The sequence below is a fragment of the Pedococcus dokdonensis genome (genome assembly GCF_900104525.1).
Classification (GTDB): Bacteria; Actinomycetota; Actinomycetes; order Actinomycetales; family Dermatophilaceae; genus Pedococcus; species Pedococcus dokdonensis.
The window spans coordinates 1,156,395-1,175,516 of the sequence record NZ_LT629711.1; the positions used below are offsets into that span (position 1 = coordinate 1,156,395).

Annotated in this window: 16 protein-coding genes; 6 read left to right on the forward strand and 10 right to left on the reverse strand. The window is 71.1% G+C overall.

The annotated features are described in order from the left end of the window. Positions 1-153: 153 nt before the first annotated feature. From tkt to pgl, 6 genes are read left to right on the forward strand one after another with little or no spacing between them, the layout of a single operon-like run. A complete protein-coding gene (gene tkt / locus BLQ34_RS05665; protein WP_091782683.1) occupies positions 154-2,322 on the forward strand; it encodes a transketolase in 2,169 nt (722 codons plus the stop codon). A 6-nt stretch (positions 2,323-2,328) separates the two neighbouring features. Continuing rightward, positions 2,329-3,459 (forward strand): transaldolase, encoded by a 1,131-nt coding sequence (gene tal / locus BLQ34_RS05670; RefSeq protein ID WP_091782686.1) that lies wholly within the window; start codon positions 2,329-2,331, stop codon positions 3,457-3,459. Further along, positions 3,456-5,132: a glucose-6-phosphate isomerase gene (locus BLQ34_RS05675; protein WP_091782689.1), complete on the forward strand. Its 1,677-nt coding sequence runs from the start codon at positions 3,456-3,458 to the stop codon at positions 5,130-5,132. Before tal ends, BLQ34_RS05675 begins: the two co-directional genes overlap by 4 nt. After that, positions 5,129-6,673, forward strand: a complete 1,545-nt coding sequence (gene zwf, locus BLQ34_RS05680; RefSeq protein ID WP_091782692.1) for a glucose-6-phosphate dehydrogenase — start codon at positions 5,129-5,131, stop codon at positions 6,671-6,673. Before BLQ34_RS05675 ends, zwf begins: the two co-directional genes overlap by 4 nt. Before the next feature lie 40 nt (positions 6,674-6,713). Further along, complete coding sequence (gene opcA, locus BLQ34_RS05685; RefSeq protein ID WP_091782695.1) at positions 6,714-7,958, forward strand: glucose-6-phosphate dehydrogenase assembly protein OpcA; 1,245 nt, start codon at positions 6,714-6,716, stop codon at positions 7,956-7,958. Further along, complete coding sequence (gene pgl / locus BLQ34_RS05690) at positions 7,955-8,689, forward strand: 6-phosphogluconolactonase (RefSeq protein WP_091782698.1); 735 nt, start codon at positions 7,955-7,957, stop codon at positions 8,687-8,689. Before opcA ends, pgl begins: the two co-directional genes overlap by 4 nt. Before the next feature lie 92 nt (positions 8,690-8,781). Here pgl and BLQ34_RS05695 read toward each other — a convergent pair whose 3' ends face one another. From BLQ34_RS05695 to uvrC, 10 genes are all read right to left on the reverse strand, one after another. Next, entirely contained in the window at positions 8,782-9,132 is a 351-nt protein-coding gene (locus BLQ34_RS05695; RefSeq protein ID WP_091782702.1) for an RNA polymerase-binding protein RbpA, read from the reverse strand. Positions 9,133-9,178: 46 nt separating this feature from the next. Further along, positions 9,179-9,424: a preprotein translocase subunit SecG gene (gene secG, locus BLQ34_RS05700; protein WP_091782704.1), complete on the reverse strand. Its 246-nt coding sequence runs from the start codon at positions 9,422-9,424 to the stop codon at positions 9,179-9,181. 72 nt (positions 9,425-9,496) lie between these two features. Next, positions 9,497-10,303, reverse strand: a complete 807-nt coding sequence (gene tpiA, locus BLQ34_RS05705; protein WP_091782707.1) for a triose-phosphate isomerase — start codon at positions 10,301-10,303, stop codon at positions 9,497-9,499. Between the two features lie 100 nt (positions 10,304-10,403). Beyond that, entirely contained in the window at positions 10,404-11,630 is a 1,227-nt protein-coding gene (locus BLQ34_RS05710; RefSeq protein ID WP_091782710.1) for a phosphoglycerate kinase, read from the reverse strand. 30 nt (positions 11,631-11,660) lie between these two features. Further along, positions 11,661-12,665: a type I glyceraldehyde-3-phosphate dehydrogenase gene (gene gap / locus BLQ34_RS05715; RefSeq protein WP_091782713.1), complete on the reverse strand. Its 1,005-nt coding sequence runs from the start codon at positions 12,663-12,665 to the stop codon at positions 11,661-11,663. 190 nt (positions 12,666-12,855) lie between these two features. Next, complete coding sequence (locus BLQ34_RS05720) at positions 12,856-14,028, reverse strand: nucleotide sugar dehydrogenase (protein WP_091782716.1); 1,173 nt, start codon at positions 14,026-14,028, stop codon at positions 12,856-12,858. A 22-nt stretch (positions 14,029-14,050) separates the two neighbouring features. After that, positions 14,051-15,031, reverse strand: a complete 981-nt coding sequence (gene whiA, locus BLQ34_RS05725) for a DNA-binding protein WhiA (RefSeq protein ID WP_091782719.1) — start codon at positions 15,029-15,031, stop codon at positions 14,051-14,053. A 180-nt stretch (positions 15,032-15,211) separates the two neighbouring features. Then, positions 15,212-16,147, reverse strand: a complete 936-nt coding sequence (locus tag BLQ34_RS05730; RefSeq protein ID WP_091782722.1) for a gluconeogenesis factor YvcK family protein — start codon at positions 16,145-16,147, stop codon at positions 15,212-15,214. Continuing rightward, entirely contained in the window at positions 16,147-17,037 is an 891-nt protein-coding gene (rapZ, locus tag BLQ34_RS05735; protein WP_091782725.1) for an RNase adapter RapZ, read from the reverse strand. Before rapZ ends, BLQ34_RS05730 begins: the two co-directional genes overlap by 1 nt. 60 nt (positions 17,038-17,097) lie before the next feature. After that, positions 17,098-19,068: an excinuclease ABC subunit UvrC gene (uvrC, locus tag BLQ34_RS05740; RefSeq protein WP_091782727.1), complete on the reverse strand. Its 1,971-nt coding sequence runs from the start codon at positions 19,066-19,068 to the stop codon at positions 17,098-17,100. Positions 19,069-19,122: the final 54 nt, after the last annotated feature.

The following is a 19,122-nucleotide window of genomic DNA, read 5'->3' on the forward strand; positions in this document are numbered from 1 at the left end:
AGGGGCGGGCAGGGGGGTGGAGCGGCGGCCAGTCTATCCCCGGTCTGGAGGTGTCTGGTGGACGGGACTGGATGCGACGGGCGACACGCTCGGGACTAGTCTCGGAGCGTTGCCGTGCGACGCCTGTTCAGCTCAGTGTGAGGAGACCAATCCGTGCCCACCACGACCCGCTCCGCCAAGTCGACACCCGTGCGGAAGCGCAGCAGTTCGCTGCGGCCGCCGGTCGCGCGCAAGGCCGGCTGGACCGAACTCGACGTCCGCGCGGTCGACACCGTCAGGGTGCTCGCCGCCGACGCCGTCCAGAAGGTCGGCAACGGCCACCCGGGCACGGCGATGAGCCTGGCGCCCGCGGCATACCTGCTCTACCAGAACGTGATGCGGCACGACCCGTCCGACTCGCACTGGCTCGGCCGAGACCGGTTCGTCCTGTCCTGCGGGCACTCCAGCCTCACCCAGTACATCCAGCTCTACCTGTCCGGCTACGGGCTCGAGCTCGACGACCTCAAGGCGCTGCGCACGTGGGGCTCGCTCACCCCCGGCCACCCCGAGGTCCACCACACCAACGGCGTCGAGATCACGACGGGTCCGCTGGGTTCGGGCCTTGCGGCCGCGGTCGGCATGGCGATGGCGCAGCGGCGCCAGCGCGGTCTCTTCGACCCCGACGCCAAGGCGGGCACCAGCCCGTTCGACCACCACGTCTGGGTGCTCGCCTCGGACGGCGACATCATGGAGGGCGTCACCCACGAGGCCTCCGCGCTGGCCGGTCACCAGGAGCTCGGCAACCTCACGGTCATCTACGACCAGAACACGATCTCGATCGAGGACAAGACTGAGATCTCGTTCTCCGAGGACGTCGCAGCGCGCTACGAGGCCTACGGCTGGAACACCGTCACGATCGACTGGCGCGGCGACGGCTCCAGCGGTGGCTACGTCGAGAACATCGACCAGCTCTTCACCGCCCTGGAGCGCAGCCGCACCTCGCGCAAGCCCACCCTGGTCGTGCTCCGCACCATCATCGCGTGGCCGGCTCCCACCAAGCAGGACACCGGCAAGTCGCACGGCTCGGCCCTCGGCGACGCCGAGATCGCCGCCACCAAGGAGCTGCTCGGCTTCGACCCGAAGAAGAGCTTCGAGGTCCCCCGCTCGCTGCTGACCCACACCCGCAAGGTGGTGGCGCGCGGCAAGGCCGCCCACAAGGCCTGGGACAAGGGGTATGCCGCGTGGCGCAAGGCCGAGCCCGAGCGGGCCGCCCTGCTCGACCGGCTGGTCGCCGGCAAGCTGCCCGACGGGCTCGACAAGGCGGTTCCGACCTTCGCCGCCGATGCCAAGGGCATCGCCACCCGCGCGGCCTCGGGCAAGGTGCTCGGCGCGCTCGCCGACGTGGCGCCCGAGTTGTGGGGTGGCTCGGCCGATCTCGCGGAGTCCAACAACACGACGATGGAGGGGCAGCCGTCCTTCATCCCGAAGTCCAAGCAGACCCGTGAGTGGTCGGGTGGGCCCTACGGCCGCACCCTGCACTTCGGCATCCGCGAGTTCGGGATGGGCATGATCCTCAACGGGATCGCCCTCGACGGGCTGACCCGCCCCTATGGCGGGACGTTCCTCGTCTTCTCCGACTACATGCGCCCCTCGGTGCGGCTCGCCGCCATCCAGCAGGCCCCGGTGACGTTCGTCTGGACGCACGACTCGATCGGGCTCGGGGAGGACGGCCCGACCCACCAGCCGATCGAGCACCTGGCCGCACTGCGGGCGATCCCGTCGTTCGACGTCGTCCGCCCGGCCGACGCCAACGAGACCGGTGCCGCGTGGCTGACCATCCTGCGCAACCGTCGTCCGGCGGGGCTTGCCCTGAGCCGCCAGAACCTGCCGATCGTGGACCGCTCGGGTGCCAACGGCGCGGGCAAGGTCAGCGGGGTCGCCAAGGGTGCCTACGTGCTCTACGACTCGAGCAAGGCGACGCCCGACGTGATCCTCGTGGCGACCGGGTCCGAGGTGCAGCTCGCGGTCGAGGCTCGCGAGACCCTCGAGAAGGCCGGCATCGCCACGCGAGTCGTGTCGATGCCGTGCCGCGAGTGGTTCGAGGAGCAGACCCCGGCCTACCGGGAGAAGGTCCTGCCGGCCGCCGTGAAGGCGCGCGTCTCCGTCGAGGCCGGTGTCCCGCAGGGCTGGCGCGACATCGTCGGCGACGCCGGCGAGATCATCGGCATCGACCACTTCGGTGCGTCCGCCGACGCCGCCACCCTCTTCCGCGAGTTCGGGTTCACCGCGGCCGCAGTCGTGGCCGCCGCCAAGAAGTCCCTCAAGACCGTCAAGGGAAAGTGATCTGTCATGACCGACAACGCCCTCAAGGCCCTCGCCGACAACGGCGTCTCCGTCTGGCTCGACGACCTCTCGCGCGAGCGGATCGAGACCGGCAACCTCCAGGAGCTGATCGACCTCGGGGTGGTCGGGGTGACCACCAACCCCTCGATCTTCCAGGCCGCCCTCGCCAAGGGTGACCGCTACGACGCCGACCTCCGCTCCTACGCCGCCGCCGGCGACACGGTCGACGACGCCGTCTTCAAGCTCACCACCGAGGACGTCCGCAACGCGTGCGACATCTTCATGCCGCTCTACGAGTCCACCAACGGGGTCGACGGTCGCGTCTCCATCGAGGTCGACCCCCGGCTGGCCAAGGACACCACCAAGACCGTCGAGCAGGCCAAGCAGCTCGCCGAGGCGGTCGGTCGCGAGAACGTGCTGATCAAGATCCCTGCCACCGTGGAGGGGCTGCCGGCCATCTCGCAGGTGCTCGCCGAGGGCATCAGCGTGAACGTCACGCTGATCTTCTCGCTGGACCGCTACCGCGGGGTGATGAACGCCTTCCTGACCGGCCTCGAGCAGGCCCGTGAGGCAGGCAGGGACCTGTCCAAGATCCACTCGGTCGCCTCGTTCTTCGTCTCGCGCGTGGACACCGAGATCGACAAGCGACTCGACGCCCTCGGCACTGACGAGGCGAAGGCCCTCAAGGGCAAGGCCGGCGTCGCCAACGCACGCCTCGCCTACCAGGCCTACGAAGAGGTCTTCGCGACGCCGCGCTGGAGGAACCTCGCCGACGACGGCGCGAACGCCCAGCGCCCGCTGTGGGCCTCCACCGGTGTGAAGGACCCGGCCTACCCGGACACCCTCTACGTCACCGAGCTCGTGGCGCCCAACACGGTCAACACCATGCCGGAGAAGACGCTCGACGCGGTCCGGGACCACGGCGAGGTCACCGGCGACGAGGTGACCGGGGCGTATGCCGACGCCGGTGGTGTCCTCGACGCCCTGGAGGGCCTGGGTATCTCCTACGCCGACGTCACCGCGCTGCTCGAGCGCGAGGGTGTCTCGAAGTTCGAGGACGCCTGGGGCGAGCTGCTCGACGAGGCCCAGCGCGATCTCGACCTGGCCCGCGCCGACGTGGAGCAGGACGGCAAGTGAGCTCGCTCGGCGTGGTGGCGTCCGGCGCGGCAGCCGACGCCATCGCCTCCAGGGTGGGCGAGCTCGTCGAGGCGCAGTTCGCCAGCAAGCTCTTCGCCCAGGACGCCACGCTCTGGGGCCCGGACGCCGAGTCCGAGTCGGCGATCCGGCTCTCCTGGGTCAACCTCCCCCGTTCCTCGCGCCCGCTGCTCGGCGAGGTCGCCGCGCTGCGGGAGCAGCTGAAGGGTGAAGGCGTCGACCGGGTCGTGCTCTGCGGCATGGGCGGCTCCTCGTTGGCCCCCGAGGTCATCTGCGCCACGGCCGGGGTCGACCTCGTGGTCCTCGACTCGTCGCAACCCGACATGGTCCGCGCCGCGATCACCGACCTCGACCGCACCGTCGTCGTGGTCTCGAGCAAGTCCGGCTCCACGGTCGAGACCGACTCGCAGCGGCGTGCCTTCCAGGCGGCCTTCTCCGAGGCGGGGATCGACCCGACGGCCCGCATCGTGATCGTCACCGACCCCGGCAGCCCGCTCGACGAGGAGTCCCGCGCCGGCGGCTACCGGGTCATCAACGCCGACCCCAATGTCGGTGGGCGCTACTCCGCCCTGACCGCATTCGGTCTGGTCCCCTCGGGCCTGGCCGGCGCTGACATCGAAGCTCTCCTCGACGACGCGGAGTCGGTGTGGGACGTGCTCAGCGCCGACGACGACGGCAACCCGGGCCTGCGGCTCGGCGCCGCCATGGCCGGCACCGACCCCCTGCGCGACAAGCTGGTGATCGTCGACGACGGCTCGGGCATCGTCGGGTTCGCGGACTGGGCCGAGCAGCTCATCGCCGAGAGCACCGGCAAGCTCGGCACCGGGGTGCTCCCCGTGGTCGTGGGCGGTGACTCCGACCCCGAGGTGCGCTGGCCGGCTGCGGACGTCACCATTGCCCGTCTGGTCGGCGACGACGACTCCGACGACGACCTCGGCGGACTGGGCGCCGGCCCCGACGGCACCGCCGATGGCAGCCGTTCGGAGGTGGCCGTCAGCGGCTCCCTCGGCGCGCAGCTGCTGCTCTGGGAGGTGGCCACCGCCGCCGCGGGTCGCCTCCTGGGCATCAACCCGTTCGACCAGCCTGATGTCGAGAGCGCCAAGAAGGCCGCGCGGGCCTTGCTGGAGAAGGGGATCGGCGAGTCCGAGGCCCCCGCGGCCACCGACGGGGCGGTCGAGATCCGGTCCCTCGGTGGCGACTGGCTCGGCGCTGCGAGCACCACCGCGGACGCCCTCGCGGCCCTCTTCGCACAGCTCGACCCGGAGCACGGCTACGTCGCCGTGATGGCCTACCTCGACCGGGTCACGGACGCTCCCCTGGCCGACGTGCGGCCGGGACTGGCCCGTCATACCGAACGCCCCACCACCTTCGGCTGGGGTCCGCGGTTCCTGCACTCCACCGGGCAGTTCCACAAGGGCGGTCCGGCCACCGGTGTCTACCTGCAGGTGACCACGGCGCCGCACGAGGACCTCGCCATCCCCGGACGCGAGTTCACCTTCGGCGACTTCATCACCTCGCAGGCGGCCGGCGACGCGCAGGTGCTCGCCGAGCACGGGCGCCCCGTGCTCCAGCTGCACCTGACCGACCACGACGCCGGGCTGGCGCAGCTCACCCGCGCGCTGACCGACCTGTCCCCGGCGAAAGGCGACGCATGAGCCCCACGCGGGTGACGCAGGACAGCAACCCACTTCGCGACCCTCGCGACAAGCGGCTCCCCCGGATCGCCGGCCCGTGCGGCCTGGTGCTCTTCGGGGTGACCGGCGACCTGGCTCGCAAGAAGCTGATGCCCGCGATCTACGACCTGGCCAACCGCGGGCTCCTGCCGCCGGGCTTCTCGCTGGTGGGTTTCGCCCGCCGCGACTGGGCCGACCAGGACTTCGGCAAGATCGTCTACGACGCGGTGAAGCAGTACGCGCGGACCCCGTTCCGGGAGAGCGTGTGGCGCAACCTGGCCGAGGGATTCCGTTTCGTGCCGGGCACGTTCGACGACCCCACGTCGTTCGACCTGCTCGCCGAGACGGTGAAGAGCCTCGAGGCCGAGCGCGGCACCGGTGGCAACGTCGCGTTCTACCTGTCCATCCCGCCGTCGTCGTTCTCGGTGGTCTGCGAGCAGCTCGAGCGCTCGGGCCTCAGCAAGGCCGAGGGTGACTCGTGGCGACGGGTGGTCATCGAGAAGCCGTTCGGGCACGACCTCAAGAGCGCCCGCGAGCTCAACGACATCGTGGAGGGCGTGTTCCCGCCCGACGCGGTCTTCCGGATCGACCACTACCTGGGCAAGGAGACGGTCCAGAACCTGCTGGCGCTGCGCTTCGCCAACCAGATGTTCGAACCGGTCTGGAACGCCAACTACGTCGACCACGTGCAGATCACGATGGCCGAGGACATCGGCATCGGTGGTCGGGCCGGCTACTACGACGGCATCGGTGCAGCCCGCGACGTCATCCAGAACCACCTGCTCCAGCTCCTCGCGCTCACCGCGATGGAGGAGCCGGTGTCGTTCGCGGCCGAGCACCTGCGCGCCGAGAAGGAGAAGGTCCTCTCCGCCGTGCGTCACCCCAAGGACCTCGGCAAGTCGAGCGCCCGCGGCCAGTACGCCGCCGGCTGGCAGGGCGGCGAGCAGGTCATCGGCTACCTCGACGAGGACGGTGTGGCCAAGGGCTCGCGCACCGAGACGTATGCCGCGATGAAGCTCGAGATCGACTCGCGCCGTTGGGCAGGGGTCCCCTTCTACCTGCGCACCGGCAAGCGCCTGGGCAAGCGGGTCACCGAGATCGCGGTGGTCTTCAAGAAGGCCCCGCACCTGCCGTTCAACGACACCGCCACCGAAGAGCTCGGCCAGAACGCCATCGTCATCCGCGTGCAACCGGACGAGGGCATCACCATGCGCTTCGGGGCGAAGGTGCCGGGGGCCCAGATGGAGGTGCGCGACGTGACGATGGACTTCGGCTACGGCCGCGCCTTCACCGAGTCGAGCCCGGAAGCCTACGAGCGGCTCATCCTCGACGTCCTGCTCGGCGACCCGCCGCTCTTCCCACGCCACGAGGAGGTCGAGCTCTCCTGGCAGATCCTCGACCCGGTCGAGGAGTACTGGTCGAAGTCGAAGGCCAGGCTCGAGCCCTACATGTCGGGTGGCTGGGGTCCGGCCGGCGCCGACGAGATGATGAGCCGCGACGGCCGCGTCTGGAGGATGCCATGAGTGCCCCACAGCGCCGTTCCGCTACCGATGGGGGAACCCGGTGATCGTCGACCTGCCCAGCACCACGACGGTGGCGATCAGCAAGAAGCTCGTCGCCCTGCGCCAGGACACCGGCGCGATGGCCCTCGGCCGGGTGCTCACCCTCCTGATCGTCGTCGACGAGCAGGATGCCGAAGAGGCCATCGAGGCCGCCAACGACGCGAGCCGGCAGCACCCCTGCCGCATCATCGCGGTGGTGATCGGCAACAAGCGCGGCCAGTCGCGGATCGACGCCCAGATCCGGGTCGGCGGCGACGCCGGAGCGAGCGAGGTCGTCGTGCTGCGGCTCTACGGCGCCCTGACCGAGCACGGCCGCAGCGTCGTCATCCCGCTGTTGCTGCCCGACTCCCCCGTCGTCGCGTGGTGGCCGACCGACGCCCCGACCCACGTCGCCCAGGACCCGATCGGCTCGATGGCGCAGCGCCGGATCACCGACGCGGCCGAGGCCAAGAACCCCCGGGCCGCGCTCAAGTCGCGCGCCACGGCATACACCCGCGGTGACACCGACCTGGCCTGGACCCGGGTGACCCTGTGGCGCGGGCTGCTCGCGGCGGCGCTCGACCAGCCGCCCTTCGAGCCCGTCACGGAGGCGACGGTCACCGGTGGATCCGACTCGCCGTCGACCGACCTGCTGGCCGCGTGGCTGGCCCAGACCCTGCGGTGCCCCGTGCGGCGGGCGCGGTCCCGCAACGGCACCGGCATGGTCAGCGTGCGCCTGGAGCGGCGCAGTGGGGCCATCGACCTGGTCCGCCCGGACGGCTCGATCGCGACGCTGAGCCAGCCCGGTCAGCCCCTGCGCCGGATCTCGCTGGCCCGCCGGGCCACGGCCGAGTGCCTCGCCGACGAGCTGCGCCGGCTCGACCCCGACGAGATCTACGAGGACACCATCCGCAACGGACTCGCGCGGGTCGGCACCAAGACCGTCACCGCCAGCGAGGCGGTGCGTGAGGGTGAGGCCCCGTCGGTGAAGGACGCCGAGCGGGCCTCGCGCCGGCTGGCGCGGAGCAGCTCGAAGGCGAGCAGCGCTCAGATGGTGCAGGCCCCGACCCCGGCCCCCAAGGCCGACACCGGCACCGTCAAGGAGGCGGCCGCCCGCCAGCTCGCGAAGGCGAAGTCGACCGCGATCTCGCCGAAGGCGAAGGCCGCCAAGGCCGCCACCGCCCCGCGGGCCGCGAAGACCGCGAAGGCTGCGCGGCCCGCAAAGACTGCGAAGACCGCGAAGTCGACCAAGGCGCGCAAGGCATGAGCACCGCCCCGATCGTCGTGGTCCACCCGGACAAGCAGTCGGTGGCGGACGGCGGTGCCGCTCGCCTGGTCACCACCCTCATCGACCTGCAGGCCGCAGGCCGAGCGCCCCACGTGTCGCTCACCGGGGGCTCGCTCGGGTCGGCGATCATCGCGTCGATCCTCGAGGTGCCCGCACACCGGGCGGTCGACTGGTCGACGGTGTCGGTGTGGTGGGGCGACGAGCGCTACCTGCCGGCCGGCGACGCCGACCGCAACGACACCCAGAACGACGCGGCCGGCCTCGACCGGCTGGGCCTCGACCCGGCCAAGGTCCACCGGGTGCCGGGGCCGGACGCCAGCAGCTCGGCCGAGGACAGCGCCGACCAGTACTCCGCCACGGTGCGGGGCAGCGGCGGCGGCGAGTTCGACGTCATGATCCTCGGCGTCGGCCCGGACGGTCACGTGGCGTCGCTGTTCCCCGGTCACCCGGCCCAGCTGACCACCGACGCCATCGCCGTCGCGGTGCACGACTCCCCCAAACCGCCGCCGGACCGGGTCTCGCTGACCTTCGAGTGCCTCGGTCGCTCCGACCGGGTCTGGTTCCTCGTGGCGGGTGCCGACAAGGCCGAGGCGGTGCGCAACGGCGTCGACGGCGCCGGGCCCGAGCTGTCGAGCGCGGCCCAGGTGCGCGGCATCCGCGAGACCATCTGGCTGGTCGACCGCGACTCCGCCACCGAACTCCCCGCCTGACCCCCCCGCACCCCCGCACTTCTGGCCACTGGTGCCGGGTCAGGCGCCCCGAACGGGGTGTGGGTGCGGCATGGGTGGCCAGAAGTGCTGGACTACTGGATGAGCTTGCGCTCCCGCAGGGTGGCCAGCGCCTCGTCGAGGATGGCCTTGCCGTCGGCGTCGGAGCGGCGCTCCTTCACGTAGGCCAGGTGGGTCTTGTAGGGCTCGACCTTCGGCGGGGCGGGCGGGTTGGCCTCGTCCTGGCCGGCCGGGAACCCGCAGCGCGGGCAGTCCCAGGTCTCGGGGACGGCCAGACCGGGCTCCTCGGCGAACGAGGGTCGGGTCTGGTGACCGTTGGCGCACCAGTAGGAGACGAACACCCGGGGAGCCGCCTCACCCCGCTCGGCCTCGCCCATCGGGCCGGCGCCCACTCGGCTGCCTCGGATTGCGTTGCCACCTGCCATGTGCGGAAGGTCCTCTCAGGTCAGGGTGTGTCTGGGCGCGGGCGAGTCAGGCGGAGAACCGGTCGATGAGACCGATCCCCACGATGCAGGCGAACCAGATGATGCCGACGGCGATCGTGAACCGGTCGAGGTTGCGCTCGGCCACCGACGAGGAGCCCAGCGAGGTGGACATGCCACCGCCGAACATGTCGGACAGACCGCCGCCCTTGCCCTTGTGGAGCAGGATCAGCAGCGTCAGGAACAGACCACCGATGACCAGCAGGACCTGCAGGCCAATGCGTACGGCTTCCACGGAGCACCCATCTCGATTCGACGTCAGTTGTCGCTGCGCAATGCAGCAGGGGTCAGGATACCTGCTCGCCGCTCAGGCGGTGGCCAGGTGGTCCTTGAAGCGGCAGATCGAGGCGAACTCGGCGGGGTCGATGGAGGCACCACCCACGAGGGCGCCGTCGACGTCCTCCTGCGCCATGATCGCGGCCACGTTGGCAGCCTTGACCGAGCCGCCGTAGAGCACCCGCACCCCGTCGGCCAGGTCACCGGAGTAGAGCTCGGCGAGCTTGGTGCGGATGGCAGCGCACACCTCCTGCGCGTCCTGCGGCGTGGCGACCTCGCCGGTGCCGATCGCCCAGACCGGCTCGTAGGCGACGACGAGGGTGGCCGCCTGGGCCGCGGTCACGTCGACCAGCCCTGCCTCGAGCTGCGTCAGCACGTGCTCGAGGTGGGTGCCGGCCTGGCGCACCTCCAGGGGCTCCCCTACGCAGAAGATCGGGGTCAGGCCGTGCCGGTAGGCCGCCTTCACCTTGGCGTTGACGACCTCGTCGGTCTCGTGGTGGTACTCGCGCCGCTCGCTGTGGCCGGCCAGCACGTAGGTGCAGCCCAGCTTGGCGAGGAAGGCCCCGCTCACCTCGCCGGTGTAGGCACCGCTGTCCTGCGTCGACAGGTCCTGCGCACCGTGGCGCAGGTCGAGCCGGTCGCCGTCGATCAGGGTCTGCACCGAGCGCAGGTCGGTGAACGGCGGGAGCACCGCGACCTCCACCGCCCCGAAGTCGTGTCGGCCGTCGCGCAGCGTCCAGTCGAGCTTCTGGACCAGGTGGGTGGCCTGGAGGTGGTCGAGGTTCATCTTCCAGTTGCCCGCCATCAGGGGCGTGCGGCCGGAGGTCGTGGCTGCCATCAGGTTCAGTCCTCGGGAGAGCGGTGCGGGGTATGCCGGTGGGCCGGGCGGAGTGCCCGGCCCACCGAAGGGTACGTGGTTGCGGTGCGCAGGGGGTCGCTCAGGCGCCCGGCTCGTCGAGCACGGTCAGACCGGGGAGCTCCTTGCCCTCGAGGTACTCCAGGCTCGCGCCGCCGCCGGTGGAGATGTGGCCGAACTGGGCGTCCTCGAAGCCGAGCTGCCGCACGGCGGCGGCGGAGTCGCCACCACCGACGACGGTGAGGGCCCCCTTCTCGGTCACCTCGACCAGGGCCTTCGCGACGGCTGCCGTGCCCGCGGCATACGGCTCCATCTCGAAGGCCCCCATCGGGCCGTTCCAGAAGACCGTGCGGCAGTCCTTGAGCTTCTCGGCGAACAGCACCCCGGACTCGGGGCCGATGTCGAGCCCCATCCGGTCGGCCGGGATCGCTCCGGCGGGGACCACCTCGCGGTCGGCGTCGGCGGAGAACTCGGTGGCCGCCACGATGTCGACGGGCAGGACGATCTCGACGCCCCGCTCCCTGGCCTGCTCGAGGTAGCCCTTGACCTGCTCGATCTGGTCGGACTCGAGCAGGCTCCTGCCGACCTCGTAGTCCTGGGCCGCGAGGAAGGTGAACACCATGCCGCCACCGATGAGCAGGCGGTCGGCGGTCTGGAGCAGGTTGTCGATGACCCCGAGCTTGTCGGACACCTTGGCGCCACCGAGCACGACGGCGTAGGGGCGCTCCGGGTCCTCGGTGAGCCGCCGGAGCACCCCGACCTCGGTCTCGACCAGTCCGCCCACGGCCGACGGCAGCAGCCGCGCGACGTCGTAGACGCTGGCCTGCTTGCGGTGCACGACGCCGAAGCCGTCGGAGACGAACACGTCGGCCAGCCCGGCGAGCTGCTGGGCGAACTCGGCGCGCTCCTCGTCGGTCTTGGCGGTCTCACCGGGGTTGAAGCGCAGGTTCTCGAGGAGCACGACGTCGCCGTCCTGCGCGGCGTCGACCGCCGCGCGGGCGTTCTCCCCCACCGTGTCGCTGGCGAACGTGACGTCCTGGCCGAGCACCTCACGGAGGCGGGCGGCGACCGGCGCGAGCGAGTACTTGTCCTCCGGCGCACCCTTGGGCCGCCCGAGGTGGGCGCACACGATCACGCGGGCACCCGCCTCGGACAGCGCCTTGATGGTCGGCGCCGACGCGCGGATCCGCCCGTCGTCCGAGATCACCGGGCTGCCGGCGGGTCCTCCGTGTTCCAACGGCACGTTGAGGTCGGAGCGGACGAGGACGCGCTTGCCGCGCAGGTCGCCCAGCTCGGTGACGGACTTCATCGAGGCACCAGCTCCTGTCTCAGCCAGGGGTCAGAGCGACTGGCCGACGAGCAGCACCAAGTCGGCGAGGCGGTTGGAGTAGCCCCACTCGTTGTCGTACCAGCCGATCACCTTGACCTGGTTGCCGATCACCTTGGTGAGGCCCGCGTCGAAGATGCACGAGGCCGGGTCGGTCTCGATGTCCTTGGAGACGATCGCGTCCTCGGTGTAGACGAGGATGCCCTTGAGCGGGCCCTCGGCAGCAGCCTTGACCGCGGCGTTGACCTCTTCGGCGGTGACCTCGCGGCCTGCCTCGAAGGTGAGGTCGGTGGCCGACCCTGTGGCGATCGGGACGCGCAGCGCGAAGCCGTCGAGCTTGCCCTTCAGCTCGGGCAGCACCAGGCCGATCGCCTTGGCGGCACCGGTCGAGGTCGGCACGATGTTGAGGGCGGCGGCGCGGGCGCGGCGCAGGTCCTTGTGCGGGGCGTCCTGGAGGTTCTGGTCCTGGGTGTAGGCGTGGATCGTCGTCATCAGGCCCTTGACGATGCCGAACTCGTCGTTGAGCACCTTGGCCATCGGGCCCAGGCAGTTGGTGGTGCAGGACGCGTTGGAGATGATCGTGTGCTTCGACGCGTCGTAGTCGCCGTCGTTGACGCCCATCACGATGGTGATGTCCTCGTTGGAGGCGGGCGCGGAGATGATGACCTTCTTGGCGCCACCGTCGATGTGCGCCTTGGCCTTGGTCGCGTCGGTGAAGAACCCGGTGGACTCGACCACGATGTCGGCTCCGACGGACGCCCAGTCGATCTTGGCCGGGTCGCGCTCCTCGAACACGCGCACGGTCTTGCCGCCGGCGGTGATCGAGGTGTCGTCGTAGGTCACCTCACCCGGGAAGCGGCCGAGGATCGAGTCGTACTTGAGCAGGTGGGCCAGCGTCTTGTTGTCCATCAGGTCGTTGGTGGCGACGACCTCGATGTCGGCGCCCGACGCCTCGATGGCGCGGAAGAAGTTGCGGCCGATGCGGCCGAAGCCGTTGATGCCTACGCGAACAGTCACGATGCCAAGTCCTTCTGGGATGGGGACGGTATGCCGCGTGATCGCGGCTCGGTGGTGCTCACCGGAAAGCCTATTGGATGGGTCACACCCCCAGGCAGGGCGGTCCGGCGTACGGGCGGGTAACCCACGGCATCGTCCCGCGGTGGCGGGCAGGCCCCGTCGAGGCGAGCGGCCGGCATACCGACTGCGGTCAGGAGTCCCCGCCGAAGAGGTCGCGCGTGTAGACCTTGTCGGCCACCGGCTCGAGCTCGGCGACCATCCGGTTGGCGACGATGACGTCGGACACCTCGGTGAACTCCGCCAGGTCACGGACCACCCGCGACCCGAAGAAGCTGTCGGCGTCGAGGGCCGGCTCGTAGACCACGACCTCGACCCCCTTGGCCTTGATCCGCTTCATGATCCCCTGCACGCTGCTCGACCGGAAGTTGTCGGAGCCGGACTTCATGATCAGCCGGTGGATCCCGACCACTCGCGGCTGGCGGCGCAGGATGTCGGCCGCGACGAAGTCCTTGCGGGTGGTGTTGGCGGTGACGATGGCCTCGATCAGCGACTGCGGGACGTCCTGGTAGTTGGCCAGCAGCTGCTTGGTGTCCTTCGGGAGGCAGTAGCCGCCATAGCCGAACGACGGGTTGTTGTAGCCCGGGCCGATACGGGGGTCGAGCCCCACCCCTTCGATGATCTGGCGCGAGTCGAGGTCGTGGGTGAGCGCGAAGGTGTCGAGCTCGTTGAAGAAGGCCACCCGCATCGCGAGGTAGGTGTTGGCGAACAGCTTCACCGCCTCGGCCTCGGTGCTGTCCGTCAGCAGCACCGGGACGTCGGGCTCCAGCGATCCCTCGACCAGGAGGTCGGCGAAGGCCCGCCCCCGCTCGCTCCGGTCGCCCACGACGATGCGGGAGGGGTGCAGGCTGTCCCAGAGGGCCCTCCCCTCGCGGAGGAACTCCGGGCTGAAGACGAGGTTGTCGGTGCCCAGCCGCTGGGCGAGGCCCTGGGTGAAGCCCACCGGGACGGTGGACTTCACGACCATGACCGCACCGGGGTTCGCGGCGGCGACGTCGGCCGCGACCTTCTCGACGGTGGAGGTGTTGAAGTAGTTGGTCACCGGGTCGTAGTCGGTGGGGGTCGCGATGACCACGAAGTCCGCACCCGAGTACGCCTCGTCGGAGTCGTCGGTGAAGGTGAGACGCAGCTCGCGGTGGGCCAGGAAGTCCTCGATCTCGGCGTCCTTGATCGGGCTGCGCCCCTCGCGCAGGCCCGCGACCCGGGCCCGGTCGATGTCGAACGCGACGACGTCGTGGTGCTGCGAGAGCAGCACGGCCATCGAGAGCCCGACGTAGCCCGTGCCGACCACGGCGATCCTCGTCATGGGAGAAGTGTCCCCTACCCGGTCAGGCGTCGAGCATGTCGGGCGTCAGGTTGGCCTCGGTGCCGGGGATGCCGAGGTCCTGCGCCCGCTTGTCCGCCATCGCGAGCAGCCGCCGGATGCGGCCGGCCACGGCGTCCTTGGTCATCGGGGGCTGGGCGAGCTGACCCAGCTCCTCGAGCGAGGCCTGCTTGTGCTCCAGCCGGAGCGCGCCGGCCTCCTTGAGGTGGTCGGGGATGTCGTCACCGAGGATCTCCATGGCGCGACCGACGCGAGCCCCGGCAGCGACGGCCGCCCGGGCCGACCGGCGCAGGTTGGCGTCGTCGAAGTTGGCGAGCCGGTTGGCGGTGGCGCGGACCTCGCGCCGCATCCGGCGCTCCTCCCACGCCATCACGGCATCGTGCGCGCCGAGCCGGGTCAGCATCGCGCCGATGGCGTCTCCGTCGCGGATCACCACGCGGTCGACCCCACGGACCTCGCGAGCCTTGGCCTGGATGCCGAGCCGACGAGCCGCACCGACCAGCGCGAGCGCCGCCTCGGGGCCGGGGCAGGTCACCTCGAGCGCCGACGAACGGCCCGGCTCGGTGAGCGAACCGTGCGCGATGAACGCGCCCCGCCACGCGGCCTCCGCGTCGCAGGCCGACGCGCTGACGACCTTGGGCGGCAGGCCCCGCACCGGACGCCCGCGGGCGTCGATGAGCCCGGTCTGCCGGGCCAGCGCCTCGCCGTCCTGCACGACGCGCACGACGTAGCGGCTGCCCTTGCGCAAGCCACCGGCGGCGAGGACGAGCACCTCGGACGGGTGGCCGTAGAGGTCGCCGATGTTCTTGCGGAGGCGTCGGGCGGCGTTCGCGGTGTCGAGCTCGGCCTCGACGACGATCCTCCCGCCGACGATGTGCAGCCCACCGGCGAACCGCAGCGTCGCGGCGACCTCGGACTTGCGGCAGCAGGGCTTGGTGACGTCGAGTCTGCTGAGCTCGTCCTTGACCCGCGCCGTCATCGCCATTGCTTCATCCTGCCATCTCGCTGTCGTGCACTGGTGGGCTGTCGTCCCATGCTTCGCTCTCCCCCTCGGCCGCACCCTGAGGCACCGGCACCGCATCCCCCGACTCAACCACGTCCGTCAAGCATCCTGCCCCCGCGGGCGGTGCCGGCTCGGCACCAGCCGACGAACCGGCCCGCGAGGTCAGCCGAAGACGTCACGGTAGGCCGCGGCCAGCCGCAGCGAGTCATGGTGCCCGGGCGCACCCCGCTGCGCCACCGGGGCGAGCACGAGATCGGCGCCCAGCCGCCCGGCGACGGCCCGCAGGCCCACCTCGTCGTCGACCGCACCGGGGTCGGCGAGGACGGCGTCGAGGCGCAGGCGGGGGGCGTGGTCGACCAGGGCCTCGAGCTGCTGCGCCGCGGTGAACCCGGCCGTCTCGCCGGAGTGCTCGAGGTTGAGGGTCAGCAACCGCCGGGCGGCCGTGTCGTGCAGTGCCTCGCGCAGGGCCGGGACCATCAGGTGGGGCATCACCGAGGTGAACCACGATCCGGGCCCGAGGATCAGCCAGTCGGCCTCGAGCACGGCCGCGATCGTCTCCGGGGCCGACGGCGGGTCCTGGGGCTCGAGCGCGATGCTCACGACCGTGCCCTTCGTGGTCGCCACGGCCACCTGGCCGCGCAGCGTGGTGAGGCCGTCGGCGTCAGCACCGTCCAGTCCCTCGACCCGCGCGGTGATCTCCAGCGGCACCGCAGCCATCGGCAGCACCCGGCCCCGGGCGTTGAGCAACCGGCCGACGAGGTCGAGCCCCACCACGGGGTCGTGGTGGACGTCCCAGAGGGCGGTGATGAGCAGGTTGCCGAGGGCGTGACCGGCCAGCGGGCCCTCGCCCCGGAAGCGGTGCTGCAGCACGTCGCGCCAGGTGTGTCCCCACTCGGTGTCGTCGCAGAGCGCGGTGAGGGCCATCCGCAGGTCGCCCGGGGGCAGGACGTCGAACTCGTCGCGCAGCCGGCCCGACGAGCCGCCGTTGTCGGCGACGGTGACGACGGCGGTGATGTCGTCGGTGACCAGCTTGAGGGCCTCGAGCGAGGCGGCCAGGCCGTGCCCGCCACCGAGCGCGACGACTGCGGGCCCCGCCACTACTCCTGCCCCAGGTCGCGGTGCACCACGAAGGTCGCGACGTCGTCACTGGTCAGTCGCGCCCGCAGGGCCTCCGCGACAGCCACCGACCGGTGCTTGCCCCCCGTGCAGCCGACCGCGAGCGTGACGTAGCGCCGGCCCTCGCGGATGTAGCCCGCGGTCACCGGCGACATCAGGTCGACCACACGGTCGACGAACTCGGGTGCCCCCTCCTGCGCCATCACGAACTCGGCGACCGGGGCGTCACGCCCGGTGAAGTTGCGCAGCTCGGGGATCCAGAACGGGTTGGGCAGGAAACGCATGTCGAAGACGAAGTCGGCGTCGAGCGGGACGCCGTACTTGAAGCCGAACGACATGACGGCGATCCGGACCTTGTGGCCCGCGTCGCCGGAGAACACCGGGTGCACCTTCTTGGCCAGCTGGTGCACGTTGAGGCCCGAGGTGTCGATCACCACGTCGGCCCGGGCCCGCAGGTCGGCGAGCATGGCCCGCTCGCGGATGATCCCGTCGAGCAGCCGGCCGTCGCCCTGGAGCGGGTGCGGTCGGCGGACCGACTCGAACCGGCGCACGATCGCCTCGTCGGTGGCGTCGAGGAAGACGAGGTTGGGTCGCCAGCCGCGCTCGCGCAGCTCGTCGAGGGCGGTCTGCAGGTGGTCGAAGAAGCCTCGGGCCCGCACGTCGACGACCGCGGCCAGCCGCGGCAGGTCGGCCCGCCGGGGGGCCTCGTTGGCCAGGTCGGCGAGCGAGACCAGCAGGTGTGGGGGCAGGTTGTCGATGACGTACCAGCCGGAGTCCTCGAGCACGTTGGCCGTGGTCGACCGACCGGCGCCGCTCATGCCCGTGACGATCACGAGCTCGGCCGGGTCGTGACCCGGCACCTCGTCGGTCATGACTGCTCCGCCTCCTGGCGCTGGGGGTGCGTGGTGGTGCCGGTCGTGGTCGGTCGCTGGTCAGTCACCATCGAGGACCTCACCGGTCATCAGGTTGACGGCCGGCGCAGGGGCACCAGCCGTGGCCAACTCTGCCGCAATCGTGGCGGCCAGCGCAGGTCCGATGCCGGAAACCTCCTGCAGCTCCTCGACGGTCGCAGCCCGGACCCGCTTGACCGACCCGAAGTGCCGCAGCAGCGCCTTGCGTCGCGTCTCGCCCAACCCCGGGATGGAGTCGAGGGCGCTGCTGGTCATCGCCTTCGAGCGCCGCTGTCGGTGGAACGTGATCGCGAACCGGTGCGCCTCGTCGCGGACCCGCTGCAGCAGGTAGAGGCCGTCACTGGTCCGCGGCAGGATGACGGGGTAGTCCTGACCCGGCACCCAGACCTCCTCGAGCCGCTTGGCGAGACCCACGACGGCGACGTCGTCGATGCCGAGCGCGGTGAGCGCGGCGTGGGCGGCGTTGACCTGCGGCAGGCCACCGTCGACCACGACGAGGTTGGGCGGGTAGGCGAACTTCTTGGGCTTGCCGGTGTCGGGGTCGATGCGGTCGGGTCCGGCCTCGGGGTCTGGACCGAGCTCGACGTCGGAGGCCTGGTCACGCTCCTCGAGGTAGCGCTGGAACCGCCGGGTCAGGACCTCGTCCATGGCGGCGGTGTCGTCGACCTGCTCGCCCCGGATGACGAACCGGCGGTACTCGGACTTGCGGGCCAGGCCGTCCTCGAAGACCACCATCGACCCCACCACCTGCGAGCCCTGGATGTGACTGATGTCGTAGCACTCGACCCGCAGCGGCGCAGCAGCCAGGTCGAGACTGGTCTGGAGCTCCTGGAGCGCCTGGCTGCGGGCGGTGAGGTCGCCGGCCCGGGCCAGCTTGTGCCGGGCCAGGGACTGCTTGGCGTTGCGCTGGACGGTCTCGAGCAGGGTGCGCTTGTCGCCGCGCTGGGGCACCCGCAGGTCGACCGCCGAGCCCCGCAGCGAGCCCAGCCAGGTCGAGACCGCGGCCGGCTCGTCGGGCAGCACGGGGACGAGCACCTCGCGCGGCACGCTGTCACCCGACTCGCCGCCATAGACCTGCTGGAGCAGGTGACCGACGATCTCGGGGACCGACTCGGCATCCATCTCGGCGACCCAGCCGCGCTGGCCACGCACGCGGCCACCGCGCACGTGGAAGACCTGGACGGCCACCTCGAGGCCGTCCTCCTCGAGGGCGAAGACGTCGGCGTCGGTGCCGTCGCCCAGGACGACGGCGGACTTCTCGAGCGCCTTGCCGAGGGCCACGAGGTCGTCACGGAGCCGGGCAGCCTGCTCGAACTCCAGCGAGCGGCTGGCGGCCGCCATGTCGCGCTCGAGCCGCTTGACGAACCGGGTCGTGTTGCCGGCCATGAAGTCGCAGAAGTCCTCGGCGATGGCGCGGTGCTCCTCGGCGCTGACCCGGCCGACGCAGGGGGCCGAGCACTTGTCGATGTATCCGAGCAGGCAGGGGCGACCGACCTGGCCGGCCCGCTTGAAGACCCCCGACGAGCAGGTCCGCACCGGGAAGACGCGCAGCAGCAGGTCGAGGGTCTCGCGGATCGCCCAGGCGTGCGCGTAGGGGCCGAAGTAGCGGGTGCCCTTGCGCTTGGCCCCGCGCATCACCTGGGCGCGCGGAAACTCCTCACCGAGGGTGACCGCGAGGTAGGGGTAGGACTTGTCGTCGCGGTACTTGACGTTGAACCGAGGGTCGAACTCCTTGATCCAGGAGTACTCGAGCTGGAGGGCCTCGACCTCGGTGGACACGACGGTCCACTCCACGCTCGCGGCCGTCGTGACCATGGTGGCGGTGCGCGGGTGCAGGGCGGCGACGTCCTGGAAGTAGGAGGACAGCCGCGGTCGCAGTGACTTCGCCTTGCCGACGTAGATGACGCGCTTGGCGGAGTCCCGGAACCGGTAGACACCCGGGTCGACCGGGATCTCCCCCGGCGCCGGGCGGTACGTCGACGGGTCAGCCACTGCTCCACTCTATGGAGCGCCACCGACGGCCCGCGCCGGGCCACCCACCCGACC

Coding starts and splice junctions, on each gene's coding strand:
- whiA (WP_091782719.1), bottom strand. CDS start 15,031: ATGGCGATGACGGCGCGGGTCAAGGACGAGCTCAGCAGACTCGACGTC.
- pgl (WP_091782698.1), top strand. CDS start 7,955: ATGAGCACCGCCCCGATCGTCGTGGTCCACCCGGACAAGCAGTCGGTG.
- tal (WP_091782686.1), top strand. CDS start 2,329: ATGACCGACAACGCCCTCAAGGCCCTCGCCGACAACGGCGTCTCCGTC.
- BLQ34_RS05695 (WP_091782702.1), bottom strand. CDS start 9,132: ATGGCAGGTGGCAACGCAATCCGAGGCAGCCGAGTGGGCGCCGGCCCG.
- tpiA (WP_091782707.1), bottom strand. CDS start 10,303: ATGGCAGCCACGACCTCCGGCCGCACGCCCCTGATGGCGGGCAACTGG.
- rapZ (WP_091782725.1), bottom strand. CDS start 17,037: ATGACCGACGAGGTGCCGGGTCACGACCCGGCCGAGCTCGTGATCGTC.
- BLQ34_RS05720 (WP_091782716.1), bottom strand. CDS start 14,028: ATGACGAGGATCGCCGTGGTCGGCACGGGCTACGTCGGGCTCTCGATG.
- zwf (WP_091782692.1), top strand. CDS start 5,129: ATGAGCCCCACGCGGGTGACGCAGGACAGCAACCCACTTCGCGACCCT.
- BLQ34_RS05710 (WP_091782710.1), bottom strand. CDS start 11,630: ATGAAGTCCGTCACCGAGCTGGGCGACCTGCGCGGCAAGCGCGTCCTC.